This window comes from Pseudomonas aphyarum (assembly GCF_028657055.1).
Lineage (GTDB): Bacteria > Pseudomonadota > Gammaproteobacteria > Pseudomonadales > Pseudomonadaceae > Aquipseudomonas > Aquipseudomonas aphyarum.
In genome coordinates this window covers 128,443-145,736 of sequence record NZ_JAMDGS010000005.1, presented here as the reverse complement: position 1 = coordinate 145,736, position 17,294 = coordinate 128,443, and the positions used below count along the sequence as shown (strand labels likewise).

Here is a 17,294-nt window from a genome sequence, read left to right as displayed (position 1 = left end):
AATAAGTCGATTGTTTTTATTTGCCCTGAGTGCGAAGCGACGTGGTTTTCGATCGACGAAATAAAGTTTCCCGGATTTGTGGATTACATGACTTATATGAGCAGTATTGGTCTGTCCCATCTGTGGGAGGAGTTGGAGATTATTTCGGAGAAAATATAGGTGCTGGAGTAGTAAAGGCAGAGCAAAAAGGGTGTGCTCTTCGAGTGACAAAAAAGGATGGGTGGTGAAAGTGCGAGCCTGACAGGTGCCGACTGATCGACGCCTGGGGATCATCCTACTTCGGATAAAGCGGCGGCAACCCACTGTCCCCGACCGGATCCTGCACCCGCTCCGCCGTCGGAATCGTTCGAATCGCCCGCCACAAATCCTCACCCTGCCAATGCTGCCCGGTCTCGCTGTACAACGCGCCGTTGAGCCCGTCGAGAGCATCCGACAGCGGCACAAACCGCGCCGCCATGTCCGCCAGGGTTTCCGGCTGCTGGCGGGCCCAGGCGTCGAGGGCCTGGCGGGTGGCGTGGGGGTCGTTGGCCTGGCTGGCGCGTTTGATGTCATCGAGCAGGGTGCGCGGGCTCGGGCCGGTTTGCGCGGCGCGCAGGATTGCCGGTTGCCAGCGGGCACGCCACCAGAGGCCGAAGCCGAGCAGGGTGGTGCAGGCGAAAACGAACGTGCTGAGCTTCCACCACCACAAGGCTTCGCTGTCGGCCGCGCTGAGCGGTTGCGCGCTGCCCGCCGGGGTGTCGACTTGCCGGCTCGGGTTGTTCGCCACCTGCAGGGTGCGCGCCGGCAGGCTGGTGTGTTCCAGGTGATCTTCGAAGGTGTTCCACCAGACCACGTCTACCGTTGGCAGCTCGATCGAGCCGCTGCGGCTCGGCACCAGTGCTTCGCGTTCTTCGCGGCTGCCAATGAGGCCGCGGTCGCTGCTCTGGTTGTTCAGCACCGGTTGATCCGGATAGCGGCGAAGGCCGTTGGCTTCGGTGGCGGGCAGGGCGGGCAGTTGCGAGCTGGCCAGGCCTTCGACCTTGAGGGTCAGGCTGCGGGTCAGGGAGTCGCCGACCTGGGTGTGTTCCGGCTCCGGGTTCCAGCTCTCGCTCAGGTTCAGGCTGCGGGCCGGCAGCCACGGCGCATCGCTGGGGTAGGTCATCGGTTTCGGTTTGACCGTCAGCGACGTGGCGCTGGAACTGACGCGCATCAGTTTGCCCGGCTTCGGCCCCTGCGCCGTGGCGTCCTGCGCGGGCTGGGTATCGACCAGTGTGGGGCTGAAAGTTTGCGGAGCGATGCTCAGCAAGCCGCTGTGCTGCGGATAGATCGCATAGCGCATCTCGATCACGCCATGGCGCACACCGTTGATGTCTTTTTCGTAGGTGCGCATGTCGCCCAGTTGTTCGATGCGCGCGTCGGCGATCTGCAACGGCGTCAGGCTGCTGTCGTCGTACAGCGACACCGAATGGTAGATGCGCAACGTCAGGATGGCCTGGGCCTGCACGTAGACGCTGGTCTGGTCGAGGCTGGCTTCGATGAACACCGGTTCGCGGGCATTGCTCTCTTCGCGGGTGTCGCTCTCGATCACCTGCACGGTGATCGGCTGGCTCTCGACGTCGCCCAGTTTCAGCGGCGGGATTTCAACGCTGCCGTTCTGCTTGGGCAGCAACGTGATGATCCAGCGAGTGGTGGCGCGGTTGTCACCGTTGAGCGTGTTCAACTGGTTGACCTGACGCGTGCCGCGCACTTCGAACAGCGGCTCCAGCCGGCTCAGGTCCGGTTTGCCGAACTGCGTGACATCGTTGGATTCGAGGGTGAGTTCGACCGTCTCGCCGGAGTTCAGGCGACTGCGATCCACACTGGCCGTCAGCTCGGCCGCCTGGGCGGTGGCCGTGCAGATCAGCAGGGGCAGCAAGAGAGCGGTGAAACGGGTCATCGAATGTTTTCCTGATCCTGATGTTGTTGCTGTTCGTACCAGAATTTGCGTCGCAGCAGTTCGCCCGGGTCATCCGGGATCTTGCCCAGCCATTGTTCCAGCGCCTGCTGTTGCTCGCCTTCGAGGTTGTCCTCATTGGGGCGCAGCAGCGGCGCAGTGTTCTGTTCCTCACCCGGCTCGCTGTCCGGCAGCTCGTTGGCACCCGGCAGCGGCGGGGTGGTCGGCGGCGGCTCGCTGGCGGACTCGCCGGTTTGCGGCTCGCTGTGGGTTTCGCTTTTGACCGCTGGCGGCGGTGCGGTCTGTGGCGGCGGTTCATCGCCCGGTATGTTTGGTTGCGCCGTTTTGTCTTGCGGTTCGGCCGGCGGCGGGGCGTTTTTCTGTTTGAGCAGGTTTTCCACCAGCGCCTTGTTGGTCAGCGCCGGACGCAGATCCGGCTGGCGTTCCAGGGCCTGTTCGTAGGCATCCAGCGCCGCTTCCAGCTCGCCGCTTCTGGCCAGGGCATTGCCACGATTGTAGTGGGCGTGGGCGTCATTGCCCTCGGCGAAACGCTGAGCGGCGCCACTGTAGTCGCCGGCCTCGTACAACGCCACCCCTTGCCATTGCGGATCTTCGAAATGCTTCGCCGCTTCGGCCGGTCGCTTCTGTTTGAGCAGATGCAGGCCTTGCTGATCGGGGCGCAGCCACAGGTCTTCGAACTCGAAGGCATAGCTCGGTTGCGGCAATGCCAGCAGCAGCGGCAGGCAGAACAACCAGCCACGCCGCCCGGCGCACGCAGCGAGCAACAACAGTGGCAACAGCAGCCAGTAACCCTGATCGGCCCAGGTGTCGAGGCGCACGGTCTGACCATCGTTGCGCAGACTGCGCGGGCCATCGAGCAGGCCGAGGTCACCCAGATCGGATTCATCCAGCCGTGCGCTGCGGTATTCGCCGCCGACCGCGTTGAGGAATGCGCCAAGGCCCGGGCTGTCAAGTTGCGGCACCCGGATCGCACCCTGGGCATCCTTGAGGAAACTGCCGTCTTCCTGAGCAATCGGCGCGCCCTCGGCGGTGCCGACACCGAGCATCAACAACTGCGCCGATTGGCCGCTGAGTGCATGGCGAATGCCCTGGCGTTCTTCTTCCGACAGCGAAGAACCAATCAGCAGAATTCGCCCCTGACCCAGCGCTCCCTGCTTGAGCAGTGCCAGCGCCTTGCCAACCGCCAGATCGGCGCGATGGCCGCTTTCCGGCATCAGCGAAGGCTTGAGCGCGTCGAGCAGGTTGCGACTGGTCGCCAGGTCATCCGACAGCGGCACCAACGTATGGGCGCTGCCGGCGTAAACGACGATGGCGGTCTGGGCGTCGCTGCGCACTTTCAGCAGGTCGAACAGCTTGCGCCGGGCCTGTTCCAGTCGGGTCGGCGGTGAATCGGTGGCGAGCATTTCCGGGGTCAGCTCCAGCACCACCACCAACGGGTCGGCGGGTTTCTGGCTGGTTTGTTCGACCCGTTCCCAGCTCGGCCCGAGCAACGCCAGAATCGTCAGCAGCCAAGCCACGCTCAGGGCGACCCACGGCAACTTGCTGTCGCGACCGCTGCCGCCACTGAGCAGCGTGGCGTGGAAGGCCGGCGGCAGAATCATCTGCCAGCGACCGGCGCGTTTCTGCCGGTGCCAGAGCTGCCAGATCAGCCAGCCGAGCACCGGTAGCAGCAACAGCCACCAGGGGCGGAACCAGTGCGGCCAGAGGGCGATCATCGGCGCCTCCGCAAACGCAGGCGCTTGAGGCGCTCGCGCCAGTCAGGCAGGGGGCTTTGCAGATACAGCTCCTTGGTGAACAGCCGTTGCAGCGGGTTGTCCGGCCACAACACGCGGGCCACCAGCAAAATGCTCAGCAGCAGCGCGAACGCCAGCGGCCACTGATACAACGCCTGCGCCGGGCGGGCCTGGGTCGGTTGCTGGGTCACCGGTTCGAGCTGGTCGAGAGTGTCCTTGATCGCTTGCAGTTGCTGGCCGTCGCGGGCGCGGAAGTATTGACCGCCGGTGACCTCGGCGATGGCCTTGAGTGCCGGTTCGTCCAGATCGAGGGTCGGGTTGCCGCCGAGCAATGCCGTGGCGCCGCTTTCTTCGGGATCGGCGCCGATGCCGATCGGGTAGATTTTCACGCCTTCACTGGCGGCCAGTTTTGCGGCGGTCAGCGGGTCGATTTCGCCGCCATTGTTCGCGCCGTCGGTGACCAGAATCAGCACCCGGCTCTGGGCCGGACGCATGCGCAGGCGCTTCAGAGCCAGACCGATGGCGTCGCCAATCGCGGTGTTCTTGCCGGCGATGCCGATCCGCGCTTCATCGAGCCAGACCCGAACGGTGCGGCGGTCAAACGTCAGGGGTGCTTGCAGGTAAGCCTGGCTGCCAAACAGGATCAGGCCGACGCGATCGCCATCGCGGCTCTCGAGAAAATCACCGAGCAAATGCTGAACCAGCGACAGACGACTGACGTCTTCGTCGTTCCATTGCATGTCCGGGAAATCCATCGAGCCGGACACGTCCACCGCCACCAGCAAATCACGACCGCTGGCGGCAATCGGCAGCGGTTCACCGAGCCATTGCGGGCGGGCGGCGGCGATCAGCAGAAACAACCACAACAGCATGAACGGTGCCTGCTGGCGCCACGCTGGCAGATTGGCCCGGGCGCGACGGCGAGCGAGGCCTTCCAGGTCTCCCAGGAAACTCACTTTCAGCGCCGGCTCGCCGCTGTCGGCCACCGGCAGCACGAGGCGCATCAGCCACGGCAGCGGCAACAGCAGGAAGATCCACGGCCAGGCGAACTCAAACATGTTTGCGGATCCAGGTGTCGACTGCCTGGGTCAGGCCGGCGATGGCTTTGTCGTCGAGCTTGCACTCGGGTTTGTAGGCGCCTTCGACGAGCACCATCCAGCGGGTCAGGCCGGCGGCGGGGCAACGGTTGTCGAGAAACGCCAGCCATTTACGGCCGTTGAGGGTGTGGCTCTGGCTGTAGGGGTAATGGTTGCGGCACAGGCGCTTAAGCAGGCCGTTGAGCTGCTGCAGCCAGGCCCCGGCCGGGGCGCCGTCGTAGGGTTTGGGCATCTGCGCCAGTTCGGCGAGTGCGGCGATGCGCACCGGGTCGAGTGGCAGTTCGGCGCGCACGACCGGTTTTTTCTTGATCGGAATGAAACGTCGCAGCCGCCAGACCGCGTAACCAATCAACGGCAGCAGCAAAAGCAGCAGCCACCAGCCCGGCGCCGGCGGCCAGAAGGCAATCGGTGGCGGGGAGATGAGTGGTTGCAGTTGTTCGAGGCCGTTCATCGACCTTTCCCCGGACGCTGCGGGTTAAGGAATTCGCGCATTTGCTCGACCATTTCGCTCTGGGTGCTCAGCGGCATCAGCAGCACTCGCAGCTTCTGCGCGAGCAATTCCCAGCGGGCGATGCGCGCTTCGGCCTGGGCGCGATAGGTCTGGCGCAGGTCGAAATTGAGGGTGTCGAGTTCCAGCTGCGCACCGCGTTCGGCGAATCTCAGCAACCCGGCGGCGGGCAGGGCGTGATCCAGTGGATCGGACAGCGGCAGCATCAGCAGATCGCAATGGCGCGACAGGAGGCTCAATTGCTGCTCGGCGCTGTCGGACAGTGCGCGCTCGTCGCAGATCACGATCACCAGACTGCCCGGTCGCAGCACTTCGCGGGCCCGGCGCAACGCCACGCCAAACGCATCGCGATCTGGCTCCCGTTCGCTGTGCAGCGACTGATTGACCTTCACCAAGCGGTTGAGCAGTTGCAGCAGGCTCTGCTTGCTGCGGCGCGGCTTGATTTCGTAATGCTCGTTGTCGCCGAACACCAGTCCGCCGACCCGGTCGTTGTGGCCCAGCGCGGCCCAGCCGATCAGCGCCGCCGCCTGCGCCGCGAGCACCGACTTGAACATCAGCCCGGAACCGAAGAACAGCCGTGTGCTTTGCTCGACCATGATGAAAATCGGCCGTTCGCGTTCTTCATGGAACAGCTTGGTGTGCGGTTCCTGCGTCCGCGCGGTGACGCGCCAGTCGATGGTGCGCACGTCGTCGCCGGCCTGGTAGACCCGCACCTGATCGAAGTCCACACCACGCCCTCGAAACTTGGAGTGATGCAGGCCGATCAGCGGGCTGCGCTGGCTCGGCGTGGAAAACAGCTGCACTTCGCGCACGCGGTGACGCATCTCGATCAGTTCGGCGAGGCTGATGCGGATGCCCGGTTCGGACGGCAGGGAGGCGTTCATCGGGGTCAAGCGACGGCTACGACGTCGAGAATCCGCTGCACCACCCGATCCTGGTCGATGCCGGCGGCTTCGGCCTCGAACGACAGAATGATGCGGTGACGCAACACGTCGAACAGCACGGCCTGGATGTCCTCCGGGCTGACGAAGTCGCGACCGGCCAGCCAGGCGTGGGCGCGGGCGCAGCGGTCGAGGGCGATCGAGCCGCGTGGGCTGGCGCCGTAGGCGATCCACTCGGCCATTTCCGGGTCGAACTTGGCCGGGTTGCGCGTGGCCATGACCAGTTGCACGAGGTATTCCTCCACGGCGTCCGCCATGTACAAGCCGAGGATTTCCTTACGGGCTGCGAAGATCGCCTGCTGGCTGACCCGGCGTTCGGGTTTGGTCTCGCCGTTCAGAGCTTCGCCCCGGGCCTGTTGCAGGATCCGGCGTTCGACAGCCGCGTCGGGGAAACCGATTTTTACGTGCATCAGGAAACGGTCGAGCTGGGCTTCGGGCAGCGGATAGGTGCCTTCCTGCTCGATCGGGTTCTGCGTGGCCATCACCAGAAACAGCGGCGACAGCTCGTAAGTGCTGCGCCCGACACTGACCTGACGCTCGGCCATGGCTTCGAGCAGCGCCGATTGCACCTTGGCCGGGGCACGGTTGATTTCGTCCGCCAGCACCAGGTTGTGGAAGATCGGGCCTTGCTGGAACACGAAACTGCCGGTTTCCGGGCGATAGATCTCGGTGCCGGTGATGTCGGCCGGCAGCAGGTCCGGGGTGAACTGAATGCGATGGAACTGGGCTTCGATGCCCTCGGCGAGCTCTTTGATCGCTTTGGTCTTGGCCAGACCCGGAGCGCCCTCGACCAGCATGTGGCCGTCGGCGAGCAGGGCGATGAGCAAGCGCTCGATGAGTTTTTCCTGGCCGAGAATCTGCGTTGAAAGAAAGGTTCGCAGCGCCAGCAGCGCTTCACGATGTTCCATCGATGACTGTTCCTGGAAAGGGTGGCCACAGGCGTTCGGATAACGCCGGGGCTGGGGGCGTTACTTTAATCCATCGCAGGGGGTGGCGACTAACGGCATTTTGCGCAAAGTGCGGGAAATGACCGGGGGAATTGTTGGAATTTTGTAGGGCGGGGGAGGTGCGGTGTGCTTCCGGGCCTCATCGCGAGCAGGCTCGCTCCCACAATGAACTATGTTCTCCTGACAGAACGCGATCACTGTGGGAGCTGGCTTGCCAGCGATGAGGCCAGTTCAGACGCCATCAAATCTGGCTGATAAAGGTGCCAGTACCATCAAGAATGTTCTTCAGGGTTTCCTCGACTTCAGCCAGATCCACCATGTCCGGATTGAAGGTGATTTCCAGCACATCATCCCCGTTCAACGCATCGGCATCGGCTGCAGCGATTTCGATCTTCAACAGGGTCTTGGTCAGGGTGACTTTCACGCCATCAAGAGTCGACGGCTCGCCATCCAGCGTGATCTCCAGCTCGTCCTCGTCCGGGTAGCGGCTCATCAGGAACATGTCGCCCTTGTCGCTGTGGCAGCAGAGCATGGCCATGTTGTCTTCTTCGTCGTCGCACGGGTTGACGATCAAAAGGGCGGTGGTCATTTGCATGGGGAATTCCTGCCTCGGCGGGCTTGTTGGTCGCAATTGGCGCGATTCTGCCAGCCCCCGGGAATTTCTGCATGTGAGAGTGTCAGAGGATGTGTCGTGAACGCGACACAGGTCAATGGTCATTCCTGGCACGCCTGTACCGTAAAAACGGGGATTCAGACCGGCGTTCCGCCCCATGAATGCTAGTGTTTACCGATGCACAAGCCTTTGTTTACGTGCCAATGACCGAATATGTCGCAGCACCGCAAGCAGACACATTGTCGCACCCATTAAGCTGCGCAACGGATGAGTACCCGTAAAGACATTGTCGGCATGCCGGACAGTCGTTTTTGCAGATGCCCATTCATGGAAGGTGAATGTGACCTGAGTGTCTCGTCCAGCTTCACCCACCTGTCACCCTGTTTCCTCTGCCCGAGATTCAGGAACAGGGCGACGGAACGCCCCGAAAGGGGTTTTGTACGCGACGCTTTCCATCAATAACAAGCCCAAGCGGAGTACCACAGATGGCGTTCTTCACCGCAGCCAGCAAAGCCGACTTCCAGCACCAACTGCAAGCGGCACTGGCGCAGCACATCAGTGAACAGGCACTGCCACAAGTGGCGCTGTTCGCTGAACAATTCTTCGGCATCATTTCCCTGGACGAGCTGACCCAACGTCGCCTCTCCGACCTCGCTGGCTGTACTCTTTCTGCGTGGCGCCTGCTTGAACGCTTCGATCACGCGCAACCGCAAGTGCGCGTCTACAACCCCGATTACGAACGTCACGGCTGGCAGTCGACCCACACCGCGGTCGAAGTACTGCACCATGACCTGCCATTCCTGGTGGACTCGGTGCGTACCGAGCTGAACCGTCGCGGCTACAGCATCCACACCCTGCAGACCACCGTGCTCAGCGTGCGTCGTGGCAGCAAGGGCGAGTTGCTGGAAATCCTGCCGAAGGGCACCAGCGGCGAAGGCATCCTGCACGAGTCGCTGATGTACCTGGAAATCGACCGCTGCGCCAACGCGGCCGAACTGAATGTGCTGAGCAAGGAACTGGAACAGGTTCTGGGTGAAGTCCGCGTCGCGGTCGCCGATTTCGAGCCGATGAAGGCCAAGGTGCAGGAAATCCTCACCAAGCTCGACAACAGCGCATTTGCCGTCGATGCCGGCGAGAAGAACGAAATCAAGAGCTTCCTGGAATGGCTGGTGGGCAACCACTTCACCTTCCTCGGCTACGAAGAATTCACCGTGGTCGACCAGGCCGACGGCGGCCACATCGAATACGACCAGAATTCGTTCCTTGGCCTGACCAAGATGCTGCGCACTGGTCTGACCAACGAAGACCGCCACATCGAAGACTACGCCGTGAACTACCTGCGCGAACCGACGCTGCTGTCGTTCGCCAAGGCTGCACACCCAAGCCGCGTACACCGTCCGGCCTACCCGGACTACGTGTCGATCCGTGAAATCGACGCCGACGGCAAGGTCATCAAGGAACACCGCTTCATGGGCCTGTACACCTCGTCGGTGTATGGCGAAAGCGTGCGTGTCATCCCGTTCATCCGCCGCAAGGTCGAGGAAATCGAGCGTCGCTCCGGCTTCCAGGCCAAGGCTCACCTGGGCAAGGAACTGGCTCAGGTTCTGGAAGTGCTGCCGCGTGACGACCTGTTCCAGACCCCGGTCGACGAACTGTTCAGCACCGTGATGTCGATCGTGCAGATCCAGGAACGCAACAAGATCCGCGTATTCCTGCGCAAAGACCCGTACGGCCGTTTCTGCTACTGCCTGGCCTACGTGCCGCGCGACATCTACTCCACCGAAGTTCGCCAGAAGATCCAGCAAGTATTGATGGAGCGCCTGAAAGCCTCCGACTGCGAGTTCTGGACCTTCTTCTCCGAGTCCGTGCTGGCCCGCGTGCAACTGATCCTGCGCGTCGACCCGAAAAACCGCATCGACATCGACCCGCTGCAACTGGAAAACGAAGTGATCCAGGCCTGCCGCAGCTGGCAGGACGACTACGCCGCCCTGACCGTCGAAACCTTCGGCGAAGCCAACGGCACCAACGTGCTGGCCGACTTCCCGAAAGGCTTCCCGGCCGGCTACCGCGAGCGTTTCGCCGCGCATTCGGCCGTGGTCGACATGCAGCACCTGCTTAACCTGAGCGAGAAGAAGCCGCTGGCCATGAGCTTCTACCAGCCGCTGGCCTCCGGCCCGCGCGAGCTGCACTGCAAGCTGTATCACGCCGATACCCCCCTGGCACTGTCCGACGTACTGCCGATCCTGGAAAACCTCGGCCTGCGCGTGCTGGGTGAATTCCCGTACCGTCTGCGTCACACCAACGGCCGCGAGTTCTGGATCCACGACTTCGCGTTCACCGCTGCCGAAGGCCTGGACCTGGATATCCAGCAACTCAACGACACCCTGCAGGACGCGTTCGTCCACATCGTCCGTGGCGATGCCGAGAACGATGCGTTCAACCGTCTGGTGCTGACCGCCGGCCTGCCATGGCGCGACGTTGCGCTGCTGCGTGCCTACGCCCGTTACCTGAAGCAGATCCGCCTGGGCTTCGACCTCGGCTACATCGCCAGCACCCTGAACAACCACACCGACATCGCTCGCGAACTGACCCGGTTGTTCAAGACCCGTTTCTACCTGGCCCGCAAGCTCGGCAGCGATGATCTGGACGACAAGCAACAGCGTCTGGAACAGGCAATCCTGACCGCGCTGGACGACGTTCAAGTCCTCAACGAAGACCGCATCCTGCGTCGTTATCTGGACCTGATCAAAGCGACCCTGCGGACCAACTTCTACCAGACTGACGCCAACGGCCAGAACAAGTCGTACTTCAGCTTCAAGTTCAACCCGCACTTGATTCCTGAACTGCCGAAACCGGTTCCGAAGTTCGAAATCTTCGTTTACTCGCCACGTGTCGAAGGCGTGCACCTGCGCTTCGGCAACGTTGCTCGTGGTGGCCTGCGCTGGTCCGACCGTGAAGAAGACTTCCGTACTGAAGTCCTCGGCCTGGTAAAAGCCCAGCAAGTGAAGAACTCGGTCATCGTGCCGGTGGGTGCGAAGGGCGGCTTCCTGCCGCGTCGCCTGCCACTGGGCGGCAGCCGTGACGAAATCGCGGCCGAGGGCATCGCCTGCTACCGCATCTTCATCTCGGGTCTGCTGGACATCACCGACAACCTGAAGGACGGCAAACTGGTACCGCCGGCCAACGTCGTGCGTCATGACGACGATGACCCGTACCTGGTGGTCGCGGCGGACAAGGGCACTGCAACCTTCTCCGACATCGCCAACGGCATCGCCATCGACTACGGCTTCTGGCTGGGTGACGCGTTCGCGTCCGGTGGTTCGGCCGGTTACGACCACAAGAAAATGGGCATCACCGCCAAGGGCGCGTGGGTTGGCGTACAGCGCCACTTCCGCGAGCGCGGCATCAATGTTCAGGAAGACAGCATCACAGTAGTCGGCGTGGGTGACATGGCCGGTGACGTGTTCGGTAACGGCCTGTTGATGTCCGACAAGCTGCAACTGGTTGCCGCGTTCAACCACATGCACATCTTCATCGACCCGAACCCGAACCCGGCCACCAGCTTCGTCGAGCGTCAGCGCATGTTCGACCTGCCGCGTTCCGCGTGGTCCGACTACGACACCAGCATCATGTCCGAAGGCGGCGGCATCTTCTCGCGCAGCGCGAAGAGCATCGCCATCTCGCCACAGATGAAAGAGCGCTTCGACATCCAGGCCGACAAGCTGACCCCGACCGAACTGCTGAACGCCTTGCTCAAGGCGCCGGTAGATCTGCTGTGGAACGGCGGTATCGGTACTTACGTCAAAGCCAGCACCGAAAGCCACGCCGATGTCGGCGACAAGGCCAACGATGCACTGCGCGTGAACGGCAACGAACTGCGCTGCAAAGTGGTGGGCGAGGGCGGTAACCTCGGCATGACCCAACTGGGTCGTGTGGAATTCGGTCTCAATGGCGGCGGTTCCAACACCGACTTCATCGACAACGCCGGTGGCGTGGACTGCTCCGACCACGAAGTAAACATCAAGATCCTGCTGAACGAAGTGGTTCAGGCCGGCGACATGACCGACAAGCAACGCAACCAGTTGCTGGCGAGCATGACCGACGAAGTCGGTGGTCTGGTGCTGGGCAACAACTACAAGCAGACTCAGGCCCTGTCCCTGGCGGCCCGTCGCGCTTATGCGCGCATCGCTGAGTACAAGCGTCTGATGGGCGACCTGGAAGGCCGTGGCAAGCTGGATCGCGCCATCGAGTTCCTGCCGACCGAAGAGCAACTGGCCGAACGCGTTGCCGAAGGCCATGGCCTGACCCGTCCAGAGCTGTCGGTGCTGATCTCGTACAGCAAGATCGACCTCAAGGAGCAGCTGCTGGGCTCCCTGGTGCCGGACGACGACTACCTGACCCGCGACATGGAAACGGCGTTCCCGCCGACCCTGGTCAGCAAGTTCTCCGAAGCCATGCGTCGTCACCGCCTGAAGCGCGAGATCGTCAGCACCCAGATCGCCAACGATCTGGTCAACCACATGGGCATCACCTTCGTTCAGCGACTCAAAGAGTCCACCGGTATGACCCCGGCGAACGTGGCTGGTGCTTATGTGATCGTGCGTGACATCTTCCACCTCCCGCACTGGTTCCGTCAGATCGAAGCCCTGGACTACCAGGTTTCCGCTGACGTGCAGCTGGAGCTGATGGACGAGCTGATGCGTCTGGGCCGTCGCGCTACGCGCTGGTTCCTGCGTGCCCGCCGCAACGAGCAGAACGCTGCCCGTGACGTCGCGCATTTCGGTCCGCACCTGAAAGAGCTGGGCCTGAAGCTGGACGAACTGCTGAGCGGCGAAATCCGCGAAAACTGGCAAGAGCGTTATCAGGCGTACGTCGCCGCCGGTGTTCCGGAACTGCTGGCGCGTATGGTGGCGGGGACTACCCACCTCTACACGCTGCTGCCGATCATCGAAGCGGCCGACGTCACCGGTCAGGATCCAGCCGAAGTGGCCAAGGCGTACTTCGCCGTGGGCAGTGCGCTGGACATCACCTGGTACATTTCGCAGATCAGCGCCTTGCCGGTTGAAAACAACTGGCAGGCCCTGGCCCGCGAAGCGTTCCGCGACGACGTCGACTGGCAGCAACGCGCGATCACCATCGCCGTGCTGCAAGCGGGCGGCGGTGATTCGGACGTGGAAACCCGTCTGGCACTGTGGATGAAGCAGAACGACGCCATGATCGAACGCTGGCGCGCCATGCTGGTGGAAATCCGTGCCGCCAGCGGCACCGACTACGCCATGTACGCGGTGGCCAACCGCGAGCTGAACGACGTGGCGCTGAGCGGTCAGGCGGTCGTGCCTGCTGCTGCGACTGCGGAGCTTGAGCTTGCTTGAGTAGCTGTTGAATGAAAAAGCCCCGCTCTCGAAAGAGGCGGGGTTTTTTTATGCCTGTTGTTCGGCGGTATTTATCAGTTGATGCACAGATCCAGCCCCTCACCCCAGCCCTCTCCCCAAAGGGGAGAGGGGGAAAGGGAGCAGATCTTCATGCTGTTCAAACTCAAGTTCGACTCGGTAGTTCACGTCGGTGCATTTCCAACAAGCACCTAGGTCAGTCCCCTCTCCCTACGGGCGGTCCGACGTTTCGGGAGGGCTAGGGTGAGGGCAGCGGTCTAACCATCACCGCAACGGAGCCGATCTTCATGCTTTTCAAACTTGAGTTCGCCCCGGTATTTCACGTCGGTGCATTTCCAACAAGTACCTCGGTCAGTTCCCTCTCCCTCCGGGAGAGGGCTAGGGTGAGGGCAGCGGTCTAACTATCACCGCACACTAAGACCTTGTTTACTCTCAAGCATCGACACGTTACCTGCCGACCTGGTCAATAAATTACTGAGCGACTGGTCAAACTTCTGCAACGCCCGAACTTGCACATTCTGCTGTTCATTAATATCCGCCACGATATCTTCCGAACGTTTGTAGTCCGCCCATAACGGACTCAATGCTCTAGCGTCGGTGCCTTTGGCTGTTCCGATATAGTTGAACTTCCCATCATAAAAGTCCGCACTCACATCCGCCTTGACGTCCGAACTGCGCGACGTAATCAACTGGCTGTGCGTGTCGACGATCGCCACCACATCTGGGTTGGCCGCGCGCAGGCTCTGCATGTCCGGATACACCGTGACCGAGCCGAACTGGCGTTGCAGCGAGGCTTTGACCCAATCCACCGCCATGTCCGGTTTCGAGGTGGCGACGTAGGCATCGTGGATCGGCTGCACCAGCAGGCTCTGGCCGAAACCGGTGCCGGCGTTGGCCTGATAGTCGCGCAGGTAGTCGCGGTTGGTCTGGGTGCTCGGGCTGTAAATCACGCCCAGCGACACGCCCGGGCCGGCCTTCACGGTGGTCATGTGGCTGCGGCCCACCGGGTGGGGCAGCAAGGTGTCGAGCGACGATACCGCTTTGGGCGCGGTGGGAACCGAGCAGGCCGTCAGTGTCAGCAGTGAAAGGAACAGAGTGCTGGCGAACGCAGGTTTCATGGTGTTTCTCCCGTGAAACAACTTCAGTCGGAAAGTTTAAGTCGCCACTGTTTGTGGCAGTTGAATCAGACTAAACCTGTGGCGGTTTTATGAAACGACCAATCAGCGAAGTTATCAGGAGACCAATAGTTTGATTTGCTGTAAGCCGCGCAGGTTAATTGCGGCCAGCATTAAAAACGCCCAAATCGACGATTTGAGCGTTTTTATTTATGGCTGACGTAACAGCAATCAGTTTTCCAGGGGGATCAACACTTTCTCATCGGGCGACAGCACCATGAACACCAGCAACTTGGCTGGCTTGCTCTTGCTGGCGTTTTTCGAGATCAAATGCTCGGAACCGGCCGGCTCGTACCAGTACTGACCTTTCTTGTAGGTGGTCGGTTGCTCACCCTTGACCTGGGAAACGATCTCGCCTTCCAGCACGTAAGCCATGGCGGTACCGTCGTGTTTGTGGGCGATCGAGGACTGGCCGGGTTTGTAATCGACTTCGATCATCATGGCTTTTTTGCCGGGGACGTTTTTCAGCATCTGATCCTGCAGCACCGAGATTTTTTCGGACGGCGAATCGGTACCGTGGGCCAGTGCCGAAGCGCTGATGGTGAGGGCCAGAGCGGCGAGCGGGGCGGCAAGCAAGTGCAGGACTTTCATGGTGATCACCTGATGAGTGGGGGAGTCGGTAATCACAGTAGTCCGCGTGCCGGGGTATTCAAACGGCCAATATTCGGGAAGTTTGGGTGACCAATCTGCGAAATTGCGCGCAGTCAAATACGCCATCGCTGGCAAGCCAGCTCCCACAGGTTTTTGTGTCGTTCATATGATTTGTGAACGATACAAAACCTTGTGGGAGCTGGCTTGCCAGCGATGGCGTCAGTAAGTCAAACGATCGGAAAAGAGTTGAAATCCACGCTATTGGCCAGACGACTGTCGATCAGGTCGATGAAGCCCTGGGCTTCCGGGCGATTGAAATGCGCCTGCATCGCCGCTTCCGACTGCCAGCGGGCGCTGACCGTCCAGCGGTGGCTGTCCTCGGGGCAGCGGTCGACCATGTAGGAATCGCAGCCCGGCGTTTCGCGCAGGGTTTCGACGATCTTCTGCAACTGCTTGCCCAGCTCCTCCGATCGGCCGGCTGCAGCCTGCACCTGTACGGTGTTGATCACTTCGTTGGACATTGCTCACACTCCTGAATCAGGCCGGACGAATCCTGCTCATTGAGGGATAACGCTTGTGCAGGATAGGCCTGCCCCCCCCGGATCACCAATAACCAATCGGCGGTTAAACGTTTAGACCAATCTACCCAACAACCTGTTGCAGAATGTCGCGCAGGCGGTCGAGTGCGATGTCGATGTCCAGCGTCTCGATGGCGCCGAAACCGAAGTACATCCCGCTTCTTGCCGGCTGCTGATAATAGAAGCCATCGATGGCGTACAGCCCGACTTCGACCTTTTTCGCCAGTTCGATCACCAGCGGCAAGTCGATCGGCACCTTGCAGAACACCGCCATGTGAAATCCCGCGCTGGGCGGCACGGCCTCCAGCCATGGCGACAGATCGGTGGCCATGCGCGCCAGGATCCGCTCGCGGCGCTGAGCGTAAATGGTGTGGCAACGGCGAATGTGCTTGAGCAGGCATCCTTCGGCGATAAACTTCGCCAGCGCCCATTGCGGCAGGGTAGAGGCGTGCAGGTCGGTGAGCTGCTTGGCGCGGATCACCGCCTCGAGGATCGCCGGCGGCAGGATCGCGTAGCCGAGGCGCAGCTCCGGCAACAGGGTTTTCGAGAAGGTGCCGACGTAGGCGACGATGCCGCGCTGATCGAGCTTGTGCAGCGAATCGGTCGGGCGGCCCTCGTAGCGGAACTCGCTATCATAGTCGTCTTCGATGATGATCGCGCCCAGCTCATGGGCCCGTTCGAGCAGGGCCTCGCGCCGCGCCTGACTCATCGGCATGCCCAGCGGAAACTGGTGCGACGGCGTCACGTAAATCAGCCGCGTGCCCTCGGGAATCCGCTCGACCTGAATGCCCTCGGCATCCACCGGCACGCCGACCACCGTCGCCCCGTGAGTGCCAAACAGCAGCCGCGCCGGCGGGTAACCGGGATCTTCCATCGCCACCAGACTGCCGGGGCGGATCAACACCCGGGTGATCAAATCCAACGCCTGTTGCGCGCCGTTGCAGACCACGATGTCCTCGTCCTGACAGTTCACGCCACGGGAAAACGCGATGTGCCGGGCAATCGCATTGCGCAGCGCCGGCAGGCCTTCCGGCACGCTGTAGAACCCTTTGGAATTGGCCATCTGCCGCAGCGCGTGAGAGACGCAGCGGCGCCAGTCATCCTGGGGAAACTGGCCCTTGCTGGTGGCGCCGCCGATGAAGTCATAGCGCAGCGAACCCTCGAGCGTTGGATGCCGCAGGAACACCGGCAGATTGCGCCAACTCTCGATCACCTCGGAACTGGCCAGTTCGGAATGGCTTTGCTTGCGCTGGACCGGCGTCGAGCGGGCGTTGACGTAAGTGCCTTTGCCGATCACGCCAGTGAGGAAATTCTCGTAGGTGAGCTGCGCGTAAGTGTCGGAAATGGTCTTGCGCGAGATCCCCAGTTGCTCGGCGAGCAAACGGCTGGGCGGCAACTGGGTGCCGGCGGCCAGACGCCCGGATTCAATGGCGCCGCGCAGTTGCTGGTACAACTGACCGGCCAGGTCCTTGCGGCCGTTGATCACGACATGAAGTTCCATACCGAGGGGGCTCTCCGGGCGATTGAATGTGCCGGCCAGATTACTCCCGAATGCAGTATCGGCAGAAGTTGCGTAGTGCAAATCCCCCAAATTGGCATAGAGCCCTGTGGGAGCTGGCTTGCCAGCGATGAGGCCTTCGGATCCAGCATTAGTGTCAGCAGATATACCGCCATCGCTGGCAAGCCAGCTCCCACAAGTACTGTGTTTGACTGGATGCAGTGGTCTGCCGTTTTTTCGTGAAATTGGGGCTGTAACGTTGCCGAGCCAGCGTTTACCGTGAAATCACT

The 17,294-nt window shown here is 61.7% G+C and carries 12 protein-coding genes; 1 reads left to right on the top strand and 11 read right to left on the bottom strand.

All coding sequences use genetic code 11. The features are described from left to right. Window positions 1–274: 274 nt before the first annotated feature. From M5G18_RS07485 to M5G18_RS07455, 7 genes are all read right to left on the bottom strand, one after another. Window positions 275–1,915 carry a BatD family protein gene (locus tag M5G18_RS07485; RefSeq protein ID WP_273897369.1) on the bottom strand — a complete coding sequence of 547 codons (1,641 nt, stop codon included), beginning with the start codon at window positions 1,913–1,915 and terminating at the stop codon, window positions 275–277. Next, window positions 1,912–3,648, bottom strand: coding sequence for a tetratricopeptide repeat protein (locus tag M5G18_RS07480; protein ID WP_273897368.1), 1,737 nt, complete (start codon window positions 3,646–3,648; stop codon window positions 1,912–1,914). The genes M5G18_RS07485 and M5G18_RS07480 overlap by 4 nt, the downstream gene beginning before the upstream one ends. Continuing rightward, window positions 3,645–4,724 (bottom strand): vWA domain-containing protein, encoded by a 1,080-nt coding sequence (locus tag M5G18_RS07475; RefSeq protein ID WP_085603098.1) that lies wholly within the window; start codon window positions 4,722–4,724, stop codon window positions 3,645–3,647. The genes M5G18_RS07480 and M5G18_RS07475 overlap by 4 nt, the downstream gene beginning before the upstream one ends. Next, a complete protein-coding gene (locus M5G18_RS07470; RefSeq protein ID WP_273897367.1) occupies window positions 4,717–5,214 on the bottom strand; it encodes a DUF4381 domain-containing protein in 498 nt (165 codons plus the stop codon). The genes M5G18_RS07475 and M5G18_RS07470 overlap by 8 nt, the downstream gene beginning before the upstream one ends. Then, on the bottom strand, window positions 5,211–6,155 hold the full coding sequence (locus M5G18_RS07465; protein WP_007959332.1) for a DUF58 domain-containing protein: 945 nt from the start codon (window positions 6,153–6,155) through the stop codon (window positions 5,211–5,213). Before M5G18_RS07465 ends, M5G18_RS07470 begins: the two co-directional genes overlap by 4 nt. Window positions 6,156–6,160: 5 nt before the next feature. Next, on the bottom strand, window positions 6,161–7,120 hold the full coding sequence (locus M5G18_RS07460; protein WP_007913915.1) for an AAA family ATPase: 960 nt from the start codon (window positions 7,118–7,120) through the stop codon (window positions 6,161–6,163). 280 nt (window positions 7,121–7,400) lie between these two features. Further along, window positions 7,401–7,754, bottom strand: coding sequence for a hypothetical protein (locus tag M5G18_RS07455; protein WP_007959333.1), 354 nt, complete (start codon window positions 7,752–7,754; stop codon window positions 7,401–7,403). 503 nt (window positions 7,755–8,257) lie between these two features. Between M5G18_RS07455 and M5G18_RS07450 the strand changes: the two genes are divergently transcribed. Beyond that, window positions 8,258–13,144 (top strand): NAD-glutamate dehydrogenase, encoded by a 4,887-nt coding sequence (locus tag M5G18_RS07450; RefSeq protein WP_273897366.1) that lies wholly within the window; start codon window positions 8,258–8,260, stop codon window positions 13,142–13,144. Between the two features lie 422 nt (window positions 13,145–13,566). Here M5G18_RS07450 and M5G18_RS07445 read toward each other — a convergent pair whose 3' ends face one another. The 4 genes from M5G18_RS07445 to pdxR all read right to left on the bottom strand — a co-directional run bounded on the left by M5G18_RS07445 (window position 13,567) and on the right by pdxR (window position 17,007). After that, the gene (locus M5G18_RS07445; RefSeq protein WP_273897365.1) at window positions 13,567–14,280 is read right to left on the bottom strand and encodes an ATPase; all 714 of its coding nucleotides are present in this window, start codon (window positions 14,278–14,280) and stop codon (window positions 13,567–13,569) included. Window positions 14,281–14,508: 228 nt separating this feature from the next. Further along, window positions 14,509–14,928 (bottom strand): cupin domain-containing protein, encoded by a 420-nt coding sequence (locus tag M5G18_RS07440; protein WP_273897364.1) that lies wholly within the window; start codon window positions 14,926–14,928, stop codon window positions 14,509–14,511. 227 nt (window positions 14,929–15,155) lie between these two features. After that, complete coding sequence (locus M5G18_RS07435) at window positions 15,156–15,449, bottom strand: putative quinol monooxygenase (protein WP_007959339.1); 294 nt, start codon at window positions 15,447–15,449, stop codon at window positions 15,156–15,158. Window positions 15,450–15,570: 121 nt separating this feature from the next. Then, window positions 15,571–17,007 carry a MocR-like pyridoxine biosynthesis transcription factor PdxR gene (gene pdxR / locus M5G18_RS07430; RefSeq protein WP_207982991.1) on the bottom strand — a complete coding sequence of 479 codons (1,437 nt, stop codon included), beginning with the start codon at window positions 17,005–17,007 and terminating at the stop codon, window positions 15,571–15,573. Window positions 17,008–17,294 lie beyond the last annotated feature (287 nt).

Coding starts and splice junctions, on each gene's coding strand:
- M5G18_RS07485 (WP_273897369.1), bottom strand. CDS start 1,915: ATGACCCGTTTCACCGCTCTCTTGCTGCCCCTGCTGATCTGCACGGCC.
- M5G18_RS07480 (WP_273897368.1), bottom strand. CDS start 3,648: ATGATCGCCCTCTGGCCGCACTGGTTCCGCCCCTGGTGGCTGTTGCTG.
- M5G18_RS07475 (WP_085603098.1), bottom strand. CDS start 4,724: ATGTTTGAGTTCGCCTGGCCGTGGATCTTCCTGCTGTTGCCGCTGCCG.
- M5G18_RS07470 (WP_273897367.1), bottom strand. CDS start 5,214: ATGAACGGCCTCGAACAACTGCAACCACTCATCTCCCCGCCACCGATT.
- M5G18_RS07465 (WP_007959332.1), bottom strand. CDS start 6,155: ATGAACGCCTCCCTGCCGTCCGAACCGGGCATCCGCATCAGCCTCGCC.
- M5G18_RS07460 (WP_007913915.1), bottom strand. CDS start 7,120: ATGGAACATCGTGAAGCGCTGCTGGCGCTGCGAACCTTTCTTTCAACG.
- M5G18_RS07455 (WP_007959333.1), bottom strand. CDS start 7,754: ATGCAAATGACCACCGCCCTTTTGATCGTCAACCCGTGCGACGACGAA.
- M5G18_RS07450 (WP_273897366.1), top strand. CDS start 8,258: ATGGCGTTCTTCACCGCAGCCAGCAAAGCCGACTTCCAGCACCAACTG.
- M5G18_RS07445 (WP_273897365.1), bottom strand. CDS start 14,280: ATGAAACCTGCGTTCGCCAGCACTCTGTTCCTTTCACTGCTGACACTG.
- M5G18_RS07440 (WP_273897364.1), bottom strand. CDS start 14,928: ATGAAAGTCCTGCACTTGCTTGCCGCCCCGCTCGCCGCTCTGGCCCTC.
- M5G18_RS07435 (WP_007959339.1), bottom strand. CDS start 15,449: ATGTCCAACGAAGTGATCAACACCGTACAGGTGCAGGCTGCAGCCGGC.
- pdxR (WP_207982991.1), bottom strand. CDS start 17,007: ATGGAACTTCATGTCGTGATCAACGGCCGCAAGGACCTGGCCGGTCAG.